Origin of the sequence: Streptomyces sp. NPDC050508, assembly GCF_040655155.1 — a bacterium.
GTDB lineage: Bacteria > Actinomycetota > Actinomycetes > Streptomycetales > Streptomycetaceae > Streptomyces.
This window is the reverse complement of the sequence record NZ_JBFAJJ010000001.1, coordinates 497,783-513,423: the sequence shown is the minus strand read 5'-3', so window position 1 is coordinate 513,423 and position 15,641 is coordinate 497,783. Positions and strand designations below refer to the sequence as shown.

Below are 15,641 nucleotides of genomic sequence, written 5' to 3'. Positions count from 1 at the left end.
CTTTGCGTAACGGCCCGTCACTTCCCCGAGTTCCCACGGGCCCCACTCGCACCCGCGGGTTCGGCTTCCCGGCTCTCCGTCGGCTCGGCCTTCTGGAGGCTGCTTCCCTCGACGTCGAGGTCGGGCAGGATCCGGTCCAGCCAGGCCGGCAGCCACCAGGCGCCCCGCCCGGCGAGCGCGAGCACCGCCGGTACGAGCGTCATCCGGACGGCGAAGGCGTCGATGGCCACGCCGACGGCCAGGGCGAACGCGATGGGCTTGATGAGGGAGTCGTCCAGCGGGAAGAACCCGGCGAAGACGGTGAACATGATCAGGGCGGCGGCGGTGACGACCCGCACGCTGTGCCGTGCCCCGTCGACGACCGACCGGCGGGCCTGTCCGGTGTGGGCCCACTCCTCGCGCATCCCGGACACGAGGAACACCTCGTAGTCCATGGCCAGTCCGAACAGCACGCCGATCAGGATGATCGGCAGGAAGCTGACGACCGGGCCGCTGTGCGGCACACCGAGGACATCGGCCAGCCAGCCCCACTGGAAGACGGCGACGACCAGCCCGAGCGAGGCGCCCACCGAGAGCAGGAAGCCGACGGCGGCCTTGACGGGGATGACCAGCGACCGGAAGACCATCATCAGCAGGAGCAGGCTGAGCCCGACGACGATGGCGACGAAGGGCAGCAGGGAGTCGCTGAGACGGTTGGAGACGTCGATATTGACGGCGGTGGTGCCGGTGACCGCGATCGAGGCGCCGGTGGTGTCACGGAGTTCGGGCGCGACCGCGCGGATGTCGCGGACGAGCCGGTCGGTACGGACGCTGTCGGGGCCGGAGTTGGGCAGCACGGTGATGACGCTCTGCGTCGGGTCGCTCGTGGGCTGGGGCGGCAGGACGGCCTTGACGTCCTTCAAGGTCCGCAGTTTCTCCGCCACTTGGGCGCCCGCCTGTGAACTCGCGGCGGCTGTACGGTCGTTGGTCTCGGCCAGGACGAGCAGGGGGCCGTTGAAGCCGGGGCCGAACGTGCGGCTGATCGTGTCGTAGGCCGTGCGCTGGGTGGAGGCGTGCGGGGCGGAGCCGTTGTCGGGGAGGGCCAGGCGCAGGTCCGCGGCGGGCAGCATGAGGGTGACCAGGATGCCCACGACGGCGAGCACGGTCAGCAGCGGCTTGGCTATGACCCACTTGGTCCAGCGGGTACCCAGGGTGGTGCGGCCGGTGGTTCCTTCCGCGTCCGCGGCCCGCCGGGCGGCGCGGCTGCCGGGCTTGGGGGCGAGCCGCGCCCCGGCGAATCCCGCGATGGCGGGGACGAGGGTGATCGCGGCCAGCACGGCGATGAGTACGGCTCCGGCCGCGCCGAGACCCATCGTGGTCAGGAACGGGATGCCGATGACGCTCAGTGCGGCGAGCGCGATGATCACGGTGGCGCCGGCGAAGACCACGGCGCTGCCGGCGGTGCCGACGGCCAGCGCGACGGACTCCTTCGGGTCGGTTCCGCGGGCGAGTTGCTGTCGGTGGCGGGAGAGGATGAACAGGACGTAGTCGATGCCGACGGCCAGGCCCAGCATCAGGGCGAGCGTGACGGCCGTGGAGGAGATGCTGATCGCGGGCGCGAGGGCGAGCAGTCCGGCCAGGCCGGCGGCCACCCCGATCAGCGCGGGCAGCAGTGCCATGCCGGCGGCCAGCAGCGATCCGAAGGTGACGACGAGGACGAGCAGCGCCACGGCCACGCCGATGATCTCCGACGGACCGATGTGGACGCCCTTGCTGTTGAAGACGGACCCGCCCACCGCCGTCCGCAGCCCGTCCTGCTCCGCCGCGCGGGCCGCGTCCTGGAGCGCGTCCACGGACGAGGTGCGGACCTCCGCGGTCTGCACGCGGTAGTGGACCTGGACGATCGCCGTCGTCCGGTCGGCCGAGACGGCGCCGGCGGACCGGGGGTCGACGACCTCGCTGACCTGGGGCGCCCGTTCGGCTTCCGCGACGGTCCGGGTGATGGTCGCGGTGTAGGGCGCTTCGGTGATCCGGTGCCCCTCGGGTGCCGTGAAGACGATCTGGGCGCTCGCGCCCGACGCCTCCGGAAGGGTCTTGCTCAGGCTGTCCAACGCCCGCTGCGACTCGGTGCCCGGCACCGAGAAGCGGTCGTCGAGCTTGCCGCCGAAGACGCCGACGCACGTGATGAGCGCGGCCAGCACGAAGAGCCATATACCGAGGACGAGCTTGCGGTGCCGGTAGGCGCTGTGGCCCAGCCGGTGAAGCAGGACGGCCATGACTAACTCCCTGGAAGGAGGCGGAGGAAGGGGGAATGTCGATCGACGAGCTCGACTTTATCAGTTGCTCAAGTCACTCGACACAGTCATTCAACCGTGACGCACACCTCACTCGACATAGTCCCAGCTCAGAGGCACTATTCAAGCGACAGAACCATTTGACCTTGTCGACTGACAATGTCGTCTGTAAGTTGTGTGCCGACCCCCTTCGACGCGGTGAGCCAAGGAGCGACCATGACCAGTACGCACAGCACACGGACCGACGTCGTCGTGATCGGCGCGGGGCTGGCCGGACTCACGGCGGCGCGTGAACTCGTCGCCGCGGGCAGGTCCGTGGCCGTCCTGGAGGCCCGCGACCGGGTCGGCGGGCGGCTGCTCAACCACGACCTCGGCGACGGCCAAGTGACCGAGATCGGCGGGCAGTTCGTGGGCCCCACCCAGGACCACATCCTGGCGCTCGCCAAGGAGGTCGGCGTGGCCACGTACGAAGCCGCCGTGCCCGGTGACCGGGTCTACGTCCGCGACGGCAGGGCTCGGCGGTTCTCCGGACACACTCCCCCGGACCTGCTCGCCCTCCCCGACATGGGCATCGCCCTGGCCCGCATCGGCCAGGCGGCGGCCAAGGTTCCCCCTGCGGCTCCGTGGCGAGCCCCCAACGCCCGTGACCTGGACGGGATGACGTACGAGACCTGGTTGCGCAAGGCCGAACTCACCGGCGACGCCGTCGACTTGATCAACATCTTCCTCAACTCCGCTTACGGCGGCGAGGCGCGTGACGCGTCGGCGCTGTTCAGCCTCTGGTACGTCTCGACGTTCGGCGACGAGATCCACCCGGGCACCATGGAGCGCGGCACCGGCACCTCCGGCGGCGCCCAGGACAGCCGGTTCGTCGGCGGCTCGCAGCTGGTCGCGACCCGGCTGGCCGAGGAACTCGACGGCCGCGTCCAACTGTCCGCCCCGGTACGGCGGATCAGCCAGGACGTCGACGGCGTCACCGTGGTCTCCGACGCCGGCGACTGGCGGGCCGACCGCGTGATCGTCGCCGTACCCCCGCTCCTGGCCTCGCGCATCGTCTGGGACCCGCTGCTGCCGCCGCAGCAGGACCAGCTGTTCCAGCGGCTGCCCTTCGGCACGCTCATGAAGTGCGTGGCCGTCTACGACACCCCGTTCTGGCGGGCCGATGGCCTGTCCGGCATGGGCCTGCTGCGGGGCGGTTCGCCGATCCGCGAGATGTTCGACAACTCCCCGCCCGACGGCGGACCCGGCGTGCTCATGGGGTTCCTCGGCGGCAAGGAGTGGCGCAAGTGGGCGCACCGCCCGGCGGGCGAGCGCCGTGGCGCGGTGCTGCGCTCGTTCGCGCAGGTCGTCGGGGAACGGGCCTACGACACCGTCGACTACGTCGAGCAGGACTGGACCGCCGAGCAGTGGACCCGGGGCGGCCCGACGTCCGTCGCCGCCCCCGGGGTGCTGACCGAGTACGGCGAGTGGCTGGGCCGGGCCTTCGGGCGCGTGCACTGGGCGGGGTCCGAGTTCTCCCCCTACTGGAACGGCTTCATGGACGGCGCGGTCCGCTCCGGCCGGCACACCGCCACCGAACTCCTCCACCAGAGCTGACCGAGACCACAGGTACGAAACCGTTAGAAGGAGAACCGCTCATGACCAAGTTCCACGTCACCGAACGCGCCGTCGTCGACGCTCCCGTCGAGCGCGTCTGGGAGGTCGTCTCCCGCACCGACCGGTACGCCGAGTGGGTCGCCGGCGCCATCGAGGTCACCGACCACCACGGCGTCGCCACCGTGGGCAGGACGTACGCCGAACGCAACCGCACCCTCGGCCCGCTGCGCACCGACTCGGTGTGGACGGTGGTGGAGATCGATCCCCTGAGGCGCCGCGTCGACACCGGAGTCGGGTTCGCCCCGCTGAAGGACGTGACCAGCGTCTTCGAGTTCGAGCCGGTTCGGGGGGCGGACGGGAGGGAGGCCACGCGGATGACCTACCGGGTGGAGTACGTCATCGGTCTCGGCCCCGTCGGGCTTCTGCTCGACCGGATACAGCGAACGGGGATGCGCGCGAACATGCGCACCTCGATGGCCGGCCTCAACACCCTGATCCGCTCCGAGACCATCGGCGTGCGCGGCTGACCGACCGCATGCGAAGGGCGCCCTCGTACGGTACGAGGGCGCCCTTCGCCGCGTCAGCCCAGCGGCACGGGCACCAGCTCCAGCCGCCCGCCCGCCATCCCCACCACGGCGGACACGAAGGCCTGGAGACAGGTGCGCTCGGCCTCCTCGTCGGGCAGCGCGAGGTGTTGCAGCATGAGCCCGTCGAAACCGGCGAGGAAGAACCGCGCGATCGCGTCGACGGGCTGCGCGAGGGGCTGGCCGGTGCGTTCGGCCGCCTCGGTGATCAGTCGCGCGGTCACCTCGGTCACCCCCCGGTAGTGGGCTTCGAGGGCCTCGGTCAGAGCGGGCGAGCGGAGCGCGAACATGGTCAGTTCCGTGAGGAGTTGATGGCTTTCGGGCTGCTCGCGCACCGTCCGCCACAGTGCGGCCACCAGCGCGCTCGCGGTCTCCTCGAACCCTCCTTCGACCGGCGCCGCCTGCTCGACCTGGGCCACCAGATCCTGCGTGAGCTGCTCCATGACCGCGAGGTACAGCCCCTCCTTCGTACCGAAGGTGTAGTGCACCGTGGCCTGGGCCACCCCCAGCTCGGCGGCGATGGCACGCGTGCTGCCGGCCGCGACCCCCTCCCTCGTCATGAAGTCGATGGCCGCTTTGATCAGCTGGGGGCGGCGCTCGGCCGCGGAAACATGAGCCATGACCCCACTATAGCGACTTAGTCTCCCGAACCAGTCATACGAACAAGTCGGTCTTGACTCAGCTGCACAGCTGCGGCCGTGACCCGGCCGCTGAGGTCCGGTCCCTGGCCGCGCGGGTCAGTTCCCGCCGACCGGCGACTGCATACGTTTCCTGCACCACCCGTGAAACGGGACGAACGAGGAGGCAGGCTCGTGAAGGACAACAGCCAGTTTGATACGTGTGTGATCGGCGCGGGGCCTGCCGGGCTGGCGGTCGCCAGGGCACTGGCGGAGCGGAAGCTGCCCTACACGCATCTGGAGCGGCACACCGGGCTCGGCGGTATCTGGGACATCGAGAACCCGGGCGGGCCGATGTACGAGTCGGCGCACTTCATCTCCAGCAGGACCCTGTCCGGCTTCGGCGGTTTCCCGATGCCGGACCACTTCGCGGACTACCCGCCGCACCGGCAGATCCTGTCGTACCTGCGGTCGTTCGCCGACGCCTACGGGCTGACCGACCGGATCGAGTTCGGCGTCGGGGTCGAGAGCGTCGAGAAGAACGCGGACGGCACCTGGACGGTCGTCCGGGCCGACGGGCGGGAGAGCCTGCACGCGCAGGTCGTGGTCTGCACGGGTGCCCAGTGGTACCCCAACATCCCTGAGATTCCCGGGGAGTTCGACGGGGAGGTCCGGCACACCGCCGGCTATCGCAGCGCGGAGGAGCTGCGGGGCAAGCGGGTGCTGGTCGTGGGCGCGGGGAACTCCGGCTGCGACATCGCGTGCGACGCGGCCCGGACCGCGGACCACGCGGTGATCAGCATGCGGCGCGGATACTGGTTCATCCCGAAGCATCTGTTCGGGCGGCCGGTGGACACCATCGCCAACAGCGGTCCGCATCTGCCGATGTGGCTGGCGCAGCGCGTCTTCGGCGGTCTGCTGCGGCTCGTCAACGGCGATCCGACGCGCCTCGGCCTGCAGAAGCCGGACCACAAGCTCTTCGAGACCCACCCGGCCATCAACTCGATGCTGATCCACCACCTCCAGCACGGCGACATCACCGCCAGGCCCGGCATCGCCCGCGCCGAGGGCAGCACCGTGCACTTCACCGACGGCACGAGCGACGACTTCGACCTCGTACTGATGGCCACCGGCTACGTCCACAAAGTCCCGGTCGCGCAGCGGTACTTCGGCGACGAGCAGCATCCCGACCTCTACTTGTCGTCGTTCTCGCGCGAGCACCAGGGCCTGTTCGGGATCGGGTTCGTCGAGACCAACTCCGGTGCGTATCAACTCTTCGACAGCCAGGCGCAGTTGATCGCCGGGTATCTGAACGACGCACGCCACGGTCTGCCCAACGCCGAACGGTTCACGCAGATGATCCGGGCCGACCGCCCGGACCTGTCCGGCGGGCTGAAGTTCGTCGCCTCGCCCCGGCACACCGGCTACGTCGACAGCGGGGCGTTCGTGAAGTACCTCGGCAAGGTCGCCCGTCAGATGGGCTGGCGCACCGAGGGCCAGGCACCGCCGGAGCGGTCCGCCGCCCGCCGCGTGGAGGCGACGGCATGAGCAGGAGGTACGACTTCACCGACAAGGTCATGCTGGTGACCGGCGGCGCGGGCGGCATCGGCAGCGCGCTGTGCCACCGCTTCGCCGCGGGTGGCGCGCGCTGTGTCGTCGTCGACATCGACGAGGTCCGGGCCGAGAAGGTGGCCGCGGAGCTGCCCGGCGCCGGGCACGCCGGCATCGGCTGCGACCTTCTGCAACGCGCCCAGGTGGAGCGGCTGTTCGAGCGGGTCGCCGATGTCTACGGCCGTCTCGACGTGCTGGTGAACAACGTGGGGATGACCAGCTCGGAGCGCTTCGACGTCCGTAGCGTCGAGAGCATCGAGGAGGAGATCTCCCTCAACCTGACCTCCCCGCTGGTGGCCACCCGGATCGCCCTCCCCCTCCTGAAGGCCTCGCGGGACGCCCGGGTGGTCACCACGGTCTCCCTCGGCGGGATCTTCCCGCTGGGCGAGACCCCGATCTACACGGCGTCCAAGTTCGGGCTGCGGGGTGCGATGCTCGCCATCGGCCTCGACCTGCGGAGCAAGGGCATCCTGGCCGGGTCGGTGCTGCCCTCGGCGACCGACACCCGGATGCTGCGCCAAGAGGCGGTGGACGGCGGCAACTCCATGCAGTTCCAGGACCCACCGCAACAGCCGGCGAACGTCGTCACGGCCGTCGTGAGCCTGCTGGACAAGCCACGTCTGGAGGCCTATCCGCGGTCCGGCGAGTCCCGTCTGGTGCGATGCGCGATGCTCGTGCCGAACCTGCTGCCCAGGGTCTTCCCCCTGTTCCGCAAGCGCGGCGACCGCGGCATGGCCCGCTATCTGGAGGAACTGCGCCGCCGCGGACTGGCCCGACAGACCGACGGCCGCTGGGAGTTGGTGGAGGAGGCATGACCAGGAACGAGACGCTGACCGTCGTCAACCCCGCCACCGGGGAGCCGATCACGACCTTGCCCGCCGCAAACGCCGACGACGTCGCCAAGGCCGCCGAGCAGGCTCGGCACGTCTACGACTCCGGGGTGTGGTCGCGACGTCCGGTCCGCGAGCGGAGCGCCGTACTGCTGCGGCTGGCCGACCTGATGGAGCGCGACGCCGAGATCCTGGCCCGGCTGGACAGCGAGGACGCGGGCAAGCCCATCACCGAGTGCCGTACGGGGGATGTGCCGGGCGCGATCGAGTCGATCCGCTGGTTCGCCGAGGCGGCGGACAAGGTCTTCGGCCGGGTCGCGCCGGGCGGACCCGACGCGCTCGGTCTCGTGACCCGCGAACCGGTCGGGGTCGGCGCGGCGATCCTTCCGTGGAACTACCCGCTGGCGATGGCCACTTGGAAGGTCGGACCGGCCCTGGCCGCGGGCAACTGTCTCCTGGTCAAGCCCGCCGAGGCGACCCCGCGTTCGGCCCTGCACCTGGCCGCACTCGCCATCGAGGCCGGTCTGCCCGACGGCGTGCTCAGCGTGCTGCCCGGCCACGGCGAGGGAGCCGGGGCGGCCCTCGCCCGCGACCCCTTCGTACAGGCACTCTCCTTCACCGGCTCCACCACCACCGGCCGCCGCATCCTCAGGGCCGCCGCCGACAGCAACTTCAAGCGCGTCTCCCTGGAAATGGGCGGCAAGAGCCCCCAGGTACTGATGGCCGACGCGCTCTCCTACGGCGACGACCTCATCGGCGACATGATCGAGGCCGCGTTCCTCACGATGGGGCAGAACTGCACCGCCGGTTCAAGGGTGTTGGTGCACCACAGCATCGCCGAGGAGGTCGTGGAGCGGTTCACCGCCGCCGCGAGGAACCTCGTCATCGGCGATCCGGCCGACCCGCGGACCCAACAGGGACCACTCATCAATCGCGCCGCCTTCGACCGGGTCGCGGGTGCCGTGGATGCCGCTCGGGCGGCCGGAGCCCAGATCCACACCGCGGGACTCCCCCACGGGCTGCCCGCGCGCGGCTCCTACTACCCGCCCACTGTCATCACCCGCGCCCCCGCCCAAAGTGACGTCCTCACACGGGAGTTGTTCGGTCCCGTGGTCACCGTCGAGACCTTCGCGTCGGAGGACGAAGCGGTGCGGATGGCCAACGCCACCGAGTACGGGCTGGCCGCCTCCGTCTGGACCCGTGACCTCGACACCGCGCTGCGGCTGGCCCGTGGCATCGAGGCGGGCGTGGTCTCCGTCAACGCGTACAGCGAGGGCGACATCACCACTCCCTTCGGCGGCTGGAAGCAGTCCGGGTTCGGCGGCGCGGAGAAGTCGACGAACGCCTTCGACCAGTGGACGCGGGAGAAGACGGTCTGGATCCGCACCCGTTGACCGCGTCACTCGCGGTGCGCCGCCGCCCGGAGCAGTTGCTCCCGCAGCTGCGCCGGGGAGGTGCCGTGCCAGCGGCGCACCGCGCGGCGCAGGGCCCGTTCGTCGGAGAACCCCGCCCGGCGGGCGATCTCACGCAGCGTCAACTCCGGGCGGAGCAGCAGCTGTTCGACGCGCTCCCGGCGTACTCCCTCGGCCAGCGCCTCGTACGTCGTACCGCAGTCGGCGAGCCGGCGGCGCAGTGTCCGCTCGCTCGTCGCGTGCCGTCGCGCCTGCTCGCCGAAGGACGGGATCACCGGGAGGCTCTGCGCCACGGACACCTCCAGGACTTCGAGGAGGTCCTGCTGGTCGGTGCGGGAGGCCAGTTGGGCGTCGAGTGTCTCCAGGGTCGAGGCGTACGTCACCGGGTCCCGGCCGGGCATCCGGGCGCCGGCCCAGACGGGGTCGATGACGATGCGGTCGGCCGGGGCACGGAAGCGGACCGAACAGCCGAACAGGGCGCCGTACATGTCGTGTTGACGGGGTGACGGGGCGGAGAACTCCACCGCTCGCGGGGCGAAGCCGGGGCCGACGGCCAGCCGGGACAGGGTGACGACGGAGGCGAACCCCTCCTCGATGAGGAAGGAGGCCACGCTCGGGTCGATGGCGGGGTCGGGCAGGTCGGCGCGCAGGACGAAGGCGCCGTCCTCGCCGACACCGGTCGACCACACGGTCATCGCGCCGGAGAGGTTCTGGTACCGCACGCCGGTCTCGATGGCGTGCCGCAGCGTGTCGGCGGACAGCAGCGCGAAGCCGAGCAGACCCCACGCGGTCAGGTGCTGGGTCGCGCCGACCTTCAGCCCCAGCCGCTCGTCCCCGGTGAGTTCCAGCGCGCGCCGGATCACCGCGCTGCCCTGCCGGTAGGACACCCGTAGCGCGGCGGAGCGCATGAGGGTGTCGTCCAGGCCGACCTGGCTCAGCAGGGGCCGTAGGTCGACGCCGCGTTCGTCGGCGACGATGACGAGATAGCGCAGGATGTTCGGCTGGATCGTCGCCGACGTGCTGCGGCTGGTCCCGTGCGGGTCTGCCGGGGCGGGGTCGGGGAACATCGCACTCACCTCCTCGTGGGCGTCCACCGTAAGCATCCGGGCATCACCGGTCGTGCCTGCTGGCCGCCGAAGTCCCCTCAACGGCCCCCGACGTCCTGCGTTCGTCCTGCGCCTGCTGACTACGGTCTGTGCATGTCAGTCAGTACTGCAGGCCGGGCCCGGGTCGGGCGCCCCGCCGACAAGGCCGGTGCCCGAAGGGCGGCGACCCTCGCGTTCGCCGCGCAGGGGATGTCCGTCGCCGCCGTGTACACGACCGTCCCCGCCGTCACCGAACACCTGAGACTGTCACCGCTCCTCACCACCGCCACGCTGGTCGGGGTGGCCCTGACCGCGGGGGCCGGCAGCTTCCTGGGGCTGGCCGCGGTCCGCGTCGCCGGCCCCGTCGCCACGATGCGCGGGGCCCTGCTGACCGCCGCCACCGCGCTGACCCTGATCGGATGGGCACCCGGCACGGCGACCGTCATCTGCGCGTACGTCCTCTTCGGCCTCGCCGTCGGCGGCCTCGACGTCGGCATCAACACCCGGGCCGCCGCGATCGAACGCGCCTACGGCCGTAGCGTCTTCGGGTCCTTCTACACGGCGTGGAGCGTGGGTGGCGTGATCGCGGCCCTGCTCACGGCCGGGGCGGCCCGGCTGGACCGGCCCGTGGGCGAGGGCCTGGCCGTGCAGGCGGGCGTCCTGCTGGTCGTCGCCGTCTGTCTGCGCACGCACCCCCTCCCGGCCCCGGCGAAACCACCGGCCTCCTCGACGGAGGCGCCACTGGGGCGTCACCTGTGGCTACGGCTCCTGCCCTTCGGCCTGGTCCTCCTCGTCGTCTACGTCGTGGACTCGACCGTCTCCGCCTGGTCGGCGGTGTATCTGCGGCAGACTCTCGCCGCGTCCCTCACGGTGGCACCGATGGCGTACGCGGCATACCAGGCCGGGACGGTCGTCGGCCGCGCGACGGCGGACCGGCTCGTGCAGAAGGTCGGTACCGGCACCGTCGTCCGCACCGCCGCCGTGTTGGTCGCGGGTGCGCTGGCGGGCATGGCGGTGGCACCGAACTGGACGTTCGCCGTGCTCGCGGCCGGGGTGGTGGGGCTGGGGGCGTCGGTGCTGGCACCGCTGTGTCTGGCATCCGCCGCGCGGCTCCGGCCCGCCGCCTCGGAGACGGTGCTGGCCCGGCTGAACCTCTTCAACTACGCGGGCGTCGTCACCGGCGGCGCGGTGAGCGGACTCCTCGGCTCCACCGGCGAGTTCAGGCTCGCGTACGCGGCACCGGCCGCCCTGGCGGTGCTCGTCCTGGCCGGCGCCCGCCACTTCACGCAGCCGCCGGGGGCATCCGGGGCGTAGGAATCGAGCCAGGCGATGGGCGGGATATGGCCGGCCCATGGGCAGGCGGCAATCGGTCGTTCAACCGCCGATGCCAGCGTCGCGCCCATGAACACTCCTCGCATGGGCCTGCCCGACCGGCTCGCCGACACCCTGAGCATGCCCGAGCAACACGAATACCTCAGACGCGCCTTCTCCCGTCGCGGTCTGCTGCGCGGTGGCGCGGTCGCCGCGACCGGGGTCGCCCTCGCGAGTGGCGCCGGTGTCGCGGCGGCGGCGCCCACGCTCGTGCCGGGTTCCACCGCTTCCACCGTGCACGGTTCGCTGGTCGCGCCGTTCGGCCGGCACCTCGCCTACGGTGCCGATCCGCGGACGCAGATGCGCGTGTCGTGGCAGGTGCCGCTGCCGGTCCGCAAACCGTTCCTCCGCATCGGCCGCAGCCCCCTCGACCTGAGCCACCGCATACCGGCGGAGGTGCGCGACCTGTTCACGCCGGCCGGGATCGGCAAGAGCGCCGACATCAACCAGTACTACGTGCACGCGGCCCTGGACAACCTGAGCCCCGACACCACGTACTACTACGGCGTCGGCCACGACGGCTTCGACCCGGCCGAGGCGGGTGCCGCGCACACCATCTACTCCTTCACCACCGCTCCCCGGACGCACAGCACCCGGCCGTTCACGTTCACCGCCTTCGGTGACCAGAACCCGAGTTACACGTCGATCGGCCTCAACTCCCTTGTCCAGGCGCAGAATCCGGCGTTTCACCTCCACGCGGGCGACATCTGCTACGCCGAGGAGACCGGGCACGGGCTGCCCGGGGACGCGAGCAACTACGATGCCCGCCAGTGGGATTCGTTCCTCGCGCAGATCGAACCGCTGTCGAGCCGGGTGCCGTGGATGGTGGCGTTCGGCAACCACGACATGGAGTCCTGGTACTCCCCCAACGGCTACGGCGGCAACGAAGCCCGATTCACCTTGCCCGACAACGGTTTTGACGCCACGTCAGCTCCCGGCGTCTACTCCTTCGTCCACGGCAACGTAGGTGTGGTCTCGGTAGACGCGAACGACGTGTCGTACGAGATCCCCGCCAACAAGGGCTACACCGGCGGCAAGCAGACCGCCTGGCTCGACAAGCGGCTCACCGAACTCCGGGCCCGTACGGACGTCGACTTCGTCGTCGTCTTCCACCACCACTGCGCCTTCTCGACCACCAGCTCGCACGCCTCCGAGGGCGGGGTGCGCGAGCAGTGGGTGCCGCTGTACGAGAAGCACCAGGTGGACCTGGTGGTCAACGGCCACAACCACGTCTACGAGCGCACCGACCCGGTCGTCCAGGACAAGGCCGTACGCACTCTGCCGATCGGCGGCACCCACGAGCCGACCCGTGGTGGCGTGGTGTACGTGACGGCGGGCGCGGGCGGCGAGAGCGTGTACAGCTTCCCGGTCGCCGACAGCTATGAGGGCCACGAGGACGCGATCGAATCGGTGCCGACGTACTGGACGGGCAAGGACGGCCAGGTCACGGAGAACGTCGACTGGTCCAGGGTCCGTTACACCGGCTACTCGTTCATCCGCGTCGACGTCGCCCCCGCCGCACCGGGCCGTACGACGACCCTCACGGTACGGGCGCTGGCCGCGACCGGCGCGGAGGTCGACCGCTTCACGGTCTCCCGCAAGGTCAAGAAGACCGGGCACGGCCACTAGTACGACGTGGAGCGGCGGCCACCGACGTCGTGTCGGGGGCCGCCGCTCCAGCATGCGGGCCTGCGCGTCAACCGGCCCTGGCGAGGAGGGCCTTGGCGTGGCGGCGGGGTTCCAGAGCTGCCGCCACGAGGTAGCTGCCGCCGCCCGCGAGGGCGAGCGCCCAGTACAAGGGCGCGCCGTGGAGGAAGAGGGCGGCGGAGGAGGTGAGGGCGAGCCAGGTGCCGAGTACGTACTGGAGACGGTCGCGGTAGACGGCGCCCCCGGCGAGGTAGAGGAGGCCCACGACGAGTCCGGACGCGGTGGGCCACATGAGCGTGTGGACCTTCTGCTCGTCGAGGGCCGAGCTCAGCGCGGTGATGATGAGGAACAGGGCGCCGAAGCCGATCGGCCAGGACGCGGCCAGCAGGTTCCCGACCATCGCGTCGGGGCCGCGAACTCCGCGCAGCGACTTGGCAGTTACGACGCTGGTGACGACGACACCCGCGAGCAGGCCTACGACGAGCAGTGACGCCGGTATCGCGGACGGCAGGTCGAGGACGGGGTCGTCGCCGTGGGTGAGGGCGTTCACGCCGTGGCCGAGCAGCCAGGCGAGGCCGAAACTGACGTACGACAGACGGTTGTTGAGGACGACGCTCAAGGCGGACGGCTGGGCGCTGCGGGTGGCGGGCGCGCTTGCGTGGGACATGGTGACCTCCGTGGTGGGCTGTGGCGGCGGGGAGCGGACCGGTTGCGGCTCAGGGGTCGCGTCGGTTGGTGAGGATGAACGCCGGTACGAGGACGACGGCCGCGTACACCAGGCAGAGGATCAGTGCGGTGAGCGGGGTGGTGACCCCGTCGACGTGTTTGACCACGATCAGGGAGCGGCCGACTCCGGTGAACGAGTAGGCGGCGACGCTGTCTTGGAGGGACTGCGGTACCAGGGAGGGCAGGATGCCCATGATCACGAAGACCACCGCCATCAGTACGGACAGGGCGCCCTGCGTGTGCCGGATCAACGCGCCGAGCGCGAAGCCGAACATGCCGATGAACACCATGTAGAAGGCGGCTCCGAGCACGGCCCGCAGGACGCCCGGGTCGCCGAGCGAGACACCGAGGCCGGCGGGGAGCGCGGCCTGTCCGACGAGGAACGTGACCAGCGAGATCACCGTGCCCGCGACCGCGAACACCACTGCGAGCAGGACCGCCTTGACCGCGATCACGCGGTTGCGCGACGGCACCGCGGCGAAGGTCGTCCGGATCAGGCCGGTGCCGTACTCGGGGGAGATGGCCAGCACGCCGAGGACACCGAAGGCGAACTGCACGATGGCTGTGCCGGTCAGGGTGTCGAGGGCGTCGTAGGACGGGTTGCCGAGTTGGTCCGAGTTCGTGTTCATGCCGATGAGCAGTCCGGTCAGCGGCATGAGAACGAAGGCGGCACCCAGTGCCCACCAAGTGGAGCGTACCGAGCGGAGTTTGAGCCACTCCGAGGCGATCACGTCACGCATCACGCTGCCTCCTTCGCCCGGTACTCGACGGCGTCGTCGGTGAGGGCCATGTACGCGTCCTCCAACGTCGAGCGCTGGATGGACAGTTCGGTGAGCGGGATGCCGCGGTGGTGGGCGAGCATGCCTGCCTCCTGAGGAGTTGTGCCGCGTACGGCGAGCGCGTCGTCGGCGTGCGTTTCGACCTGGGCCTCCAACGCCCGCAGGGCGGCGGCCAGTTCACCCCGCCGTGCGGGGAGGGTCCGGATGGTCAAATGGGTGCCGGCGGCGGAGTCGATGAGATCGGCGAGGGGCTTGTCGGCGATGAGCCGGCCGCGGCCGACGATGACCAGGTGGTCGGCGGTGTACTGCATCTCGCTCATCAGGTGCGAGGAGACGAAGACCGTACGGCCCTGTGCGGCGAGGTCCCGCATGAGAGTGCGGATCCAGTGGACGCCCTCGGGGTCGAGGCCGTTCACCGGCTCGTCGAAGATGAGGAGTTGGGGGTCTCCGAGGAGGGCGGCGGCGATACCGAGCCGCTGCTTCATGCCGAGGGAGAAGCCGCCCGCCCGCCGACCGGCGACACTCGTCAGCCCGACCTCGTCGAGGACGGCGTCCACGCGGGCGGCGCCGATGCCGTTCGAGAGGGCGATGGCCCGCAGGTGGCTGCGTGCGGAGCGGCCGGGGTGGAAGGCCGAGGCGTCGATCAGTGCGCCGACCGTACGCAGGGGGCGGGTTAGCGAGGCGTAGGGACGGCCGTCGATGAGCGCGGTGCCGGAGGTCGGGCGGTCCAGGCCGAGCAGCATGCGCAAAGTGGTCGACTTCCCGGCGCCGTTGGGGCCCAGGAAGCCCGTGACCTGTCCGGGGCGCACGGTGAAGGAGAGGTCGTTCACGGCGACCTTCTCTCCGTAGCGTTTGGTGAGTCCGATTGCTTCGATCACGGTGGGCTCCTCCTTGAGGCGGGGGGGGTGGTGTGGTGGGCGTGGTGCACACGAATCACTGCGCGACACTTCGACGCTACTGTTATATAGAGTAACTGTCACGACTGCTTATAGCAATACACTTCGGGAGCGACGCAGGAAGGAACGAGGACGGAACACCAAAAAAGCCCCGCCGGAGATAGCCGGCAGGGCTGGAAAGCGCAGGTCAAAGGACGGAGGGAAGCCCCTCCTG

General features: G+C 70.6%; 13 protein-coding genes. 7 read left to right on the top strand and 6 right to left on the bottom strand.

Going from position 1 to position 15,641, the window contains the following annotated elements; translation table 11 throughout:
• Window positions 1-17: 17 nt before the first annotated feature.
• A complete protein-coding gene (locus tag AB0I69_RS02290) occupies window positions 18-2,255 on the bottom strand; it encodes an MMPL family transporter (RefSeq protein WP_363093590.1) in 2,238 nt (745 codons plus the stop codon).
• A 234-nt stretch (window positions 2,256-2,489) separates the two neighbouring features.
• Between AB0I69_RS02290 and AB0I69_RS02285 the strand changes: the two genes are divergently transcribed.
• Together AB0I69_RS02285 and AB0I69_RS02280 are read left to right on the top strand one after the other, a co-directional pair.
• Window positions 2,490-3,869, top strand: coding sequence for an FAD-dependent oxidoreductase (locus AB0I69_RS02285; protein WP_363093589.1), 1,380 nt, complete (start codon window positions 2,490-2,492; stop codon window positions 3,867-3,869).
• A 41-nt stretch (window positions 3,870-3,910) separates the two neighbouring features.
• On the top strand, window positions 3,911-4,396 hold the full coding sequence (locus AB0I69_RS02280) for an SRPBCC family protein (RefSeq protein ID WP_363093588.1): 486 nt from the start codon (window positions 3,911-3,913) through the stop codon (window positions 4,394-4,396).
• A gap of 53 nt (window positions 4,397-4,449) precedes the next feature.
• On the opposite strand, the gene AB0I69_RS02275 is transcribed toward AB0I69_RS02280, so the two are convergent.
• Window positions 4,450-5,073 carry a TetR/AcrR family transcriptional regulator gene (locus tag AB0I69_RS02275; RefSeq protein ID WP_363093587.1) on the bottom strand — a complete coding sequence of 208 codons (624 nt, stop codon included), beginning with the start codon at window positions 5,071-5,073 and terminating at the stop codon, window positions 4,450-4,452.
• A 192-nt stretch (window positions 5,074-5,265) separates the two neighbouring features.
• Between AB0I69_RS02275 and AB0I69_RS02270 the strand changes: the two genes are divergently transcribed.
• The 3 genes from AB0I69_RS02270 to AB0I69_RS02260 are packed head-to-tail and all read left to right on the top strand — an operon-like array spanning window position 5,266 to window position 8,905.
• On the top strand, window positions 5,266-6,618 hold the full coding sequence (locus tag AB0I69_RS02270; RefSeq protein WP_363093586.1) for an NAD(P)-binding domain-containing protein: 1,353 nt from the start codon (window positions 5,266-5,268) through the stop codon (window positions 6,616-6,618).
• Window positions 6,615-7,496 (top strand): SDR family oxidoreductase, encoded by an 882-nt coding sequence (locus AB0I69_RS02265; RefSeq protein WP_363093585.1) that lies wholly within the window; start codon window positions 6,615-6,617, stop codon window positions 7,494-7,496. Before AB0I69_RS02270 ends, AB0I69_RS02265 begins: the two co-directional genes overlap by 4 nt.
• Entirely contained in the window at window positions 7,493-8,905 is a 1,413-nt protein-coding gene (locus AB0I69_RS02260; RefSeq protein WP_363093583.1) for an aldehyde dehydrogenase family protein, read from the top strand. Before AB0I69_RS02265 ends, AB0I69_RS02260 begins: the two co-directional genes overlap by 4 nt.
• 5 nt (window positions 8,906-8,910) lie before the next feature.
• On the opposite strand, the gene AB0I69_RS02255 is transcribed toward AB0I69_RS02260, so the two are convergent.
• The gene (locus tag AB0I69_RS02255) at window positions 8,911-9,990 is read right to left on the bottom strand and encodes an AraC family transcriptional regulator (protein WP_363094150.1); all 1,080 of its coding nucleotides are present in this window, start codon (window positions 9,988-9,990) and stop codon (window positions 8,911-8,913) included.
• Between the two features lie 132 nt (window positions 9,991-10,122).
• On the opposite strand from AB0I69_RS02255, the gene AB0I69_RS02250 reads away from it, so the two are divergent.
• Window positions 10,123-11,322, top strand: a complete 1,200-nt coding sequence (locus tag AB0I69_RS02250; protein WP_363093582.1) for an MFS transporter — start codon at window positions 10,123-10,125, stop codon at window positions 11,320-11,322.
• Window positions 11,323-11,424: 102 nt separating this feature from the next.
• Window positions 11,425-13,008 (top strand): metallophosphoesterase family protein, encoded by a 1,584-nt coding sequence (locus AB0I69_RS02245; RefSeq protein WP_363094149.1) that lies wholly within the window; start codon window positions 11,425-11,427, stop codon window positions 13,006-13,008.
• A 67-nt stretch (window positions 13,009-13,075) separates the two neighbouring features.
• On the opposite strand, the gene AB0I69_RS02240 is transcribed toward AB0I69_RS02245, so the two are convergent.
• From AB0I69_RS02240 to AB0I69_RS02230, 3 genes are read right to left on the bottom strand one after another with little or no spacing between them, the layout of a single operon-like run.
• Window positions 13,076-13,693, bottom strand: a complete 618-nt coding sequence (locus AB0I69_RS02240; protein ID WP_363093580.1) for an ABC transporter permease — start codon at window positions 13,691-13,693, stop codon at window positions 13,076-13,078.
• A gap of 49 nt (window positions 13,694-13,742) precedes the next feature.
• Window positions 13,743-14,492, bottom strand: a complete 750-nt coding sequence (locus AB0I69_RS02235; RefSeq protein WP_363093579.1) for an ABC transporter permease — start codon at window positions 14,490-14,492, stop codon at window positions 13,743-13,745.
• Window positions 14,492-15,409: an ABC transporter ATP-binding protein gene (locus AB0I69_RS02230; RefSeq protein ID WP_363093578.1), complete on the bottom strand. Its 918-nt coding sequence runs from the start codon at window positions 15,407-15,409 to the stop codon at window positions 14,492-14,494. The genes AB0I69_RS02235 and AB0I69_RS02230 overlap by 1 nt, the downstream gene beginning before the upstream one ends.
• Between the last annotated feature and the right edge of the window lie 232 nt (window positions 15,410-15,641).

Bases quoted from the DNA above. Each gene is read 5' to 3' on its own strand.
- AB0I69_RS02260 (WP_363093583.1), top strand. From the start codon at position 7,493: ATGACCAGGAACGAGACGCTGACCGTCGTCAACCCCGCCACCGGGGAG.
- AB0I69_RS02250 (WP_363093582.1), top strand. From the start codon at position 10,123: ATGTCAGTCAGTACTGCAGGCCGGGCCCGGGTCGGGCGCCCCGCCGAC.
- AB0I69_RS02285 (WP_363093589.1), top strand. From the start codon at position 2,490: ATGACCAGTACGCACAGCACACGGACCGACGTCGTCGTGATCGGCGCG.
- AB0I69_RS02235 (WP_363093579.1), bottom strand. From the start codon at position 14,492: ATGCGTGACGTGATCGCCTCGGAGTGGCTCAAACTCCGCTCGGTACGC.
- AB0I69_RS02265 (WP_363093585.1), top strand. From the start codon at position 6,615: ATGAGCAGGAGGTACGACTTCACCGACAAGGTCATGCTGGTGACCGGC.
- AB0I69_RS02245 (WP_363094149.1), top strand. From the start codon at position 11,425: ATGGGCCTGCCCGACCGGCTCGCCGACACCCTGAGCATGCCCGAGCAA.
- AB0I69_RS02240 (WP_363093580.1), bottom strand. From the start codon at position 13,693: ATGTCCCACGCAAGCGCGCCCGCCACCCGCAGCGCCCAGCCGTCCGCC.
- AB0I69_RS02290 (WP_363093590.1), bottom strand. From the start codon at position 2,255: ATGGCCGTCCTGCTTCACCGGCTGGGCCACAGCGCCTACCGGCACCGC.
- AB0I69_RS02255 (WP_363094150.1), bottom strand. From the start codon at position 9,990: ATGTTCCCCGACCCCGCCCCGGCAGACCCGCACGGGACCAGCCGCAGC.
- AB0I69_RS02280 (WP_363093588.1), top strand. From the start codon at position 3,911: ATGACCAAGTTCCACGTCACCGAACGCGCCGTCGTCGACGCTCCCGTC.
- AB0I69_RS02275 (WP_363093587.1), bottom strand. From the start codon at position 5,073: ATGGCTCATGTTTCCGCGGCCGAGCGCCGCCCCCAGCTGATCAAAGCG.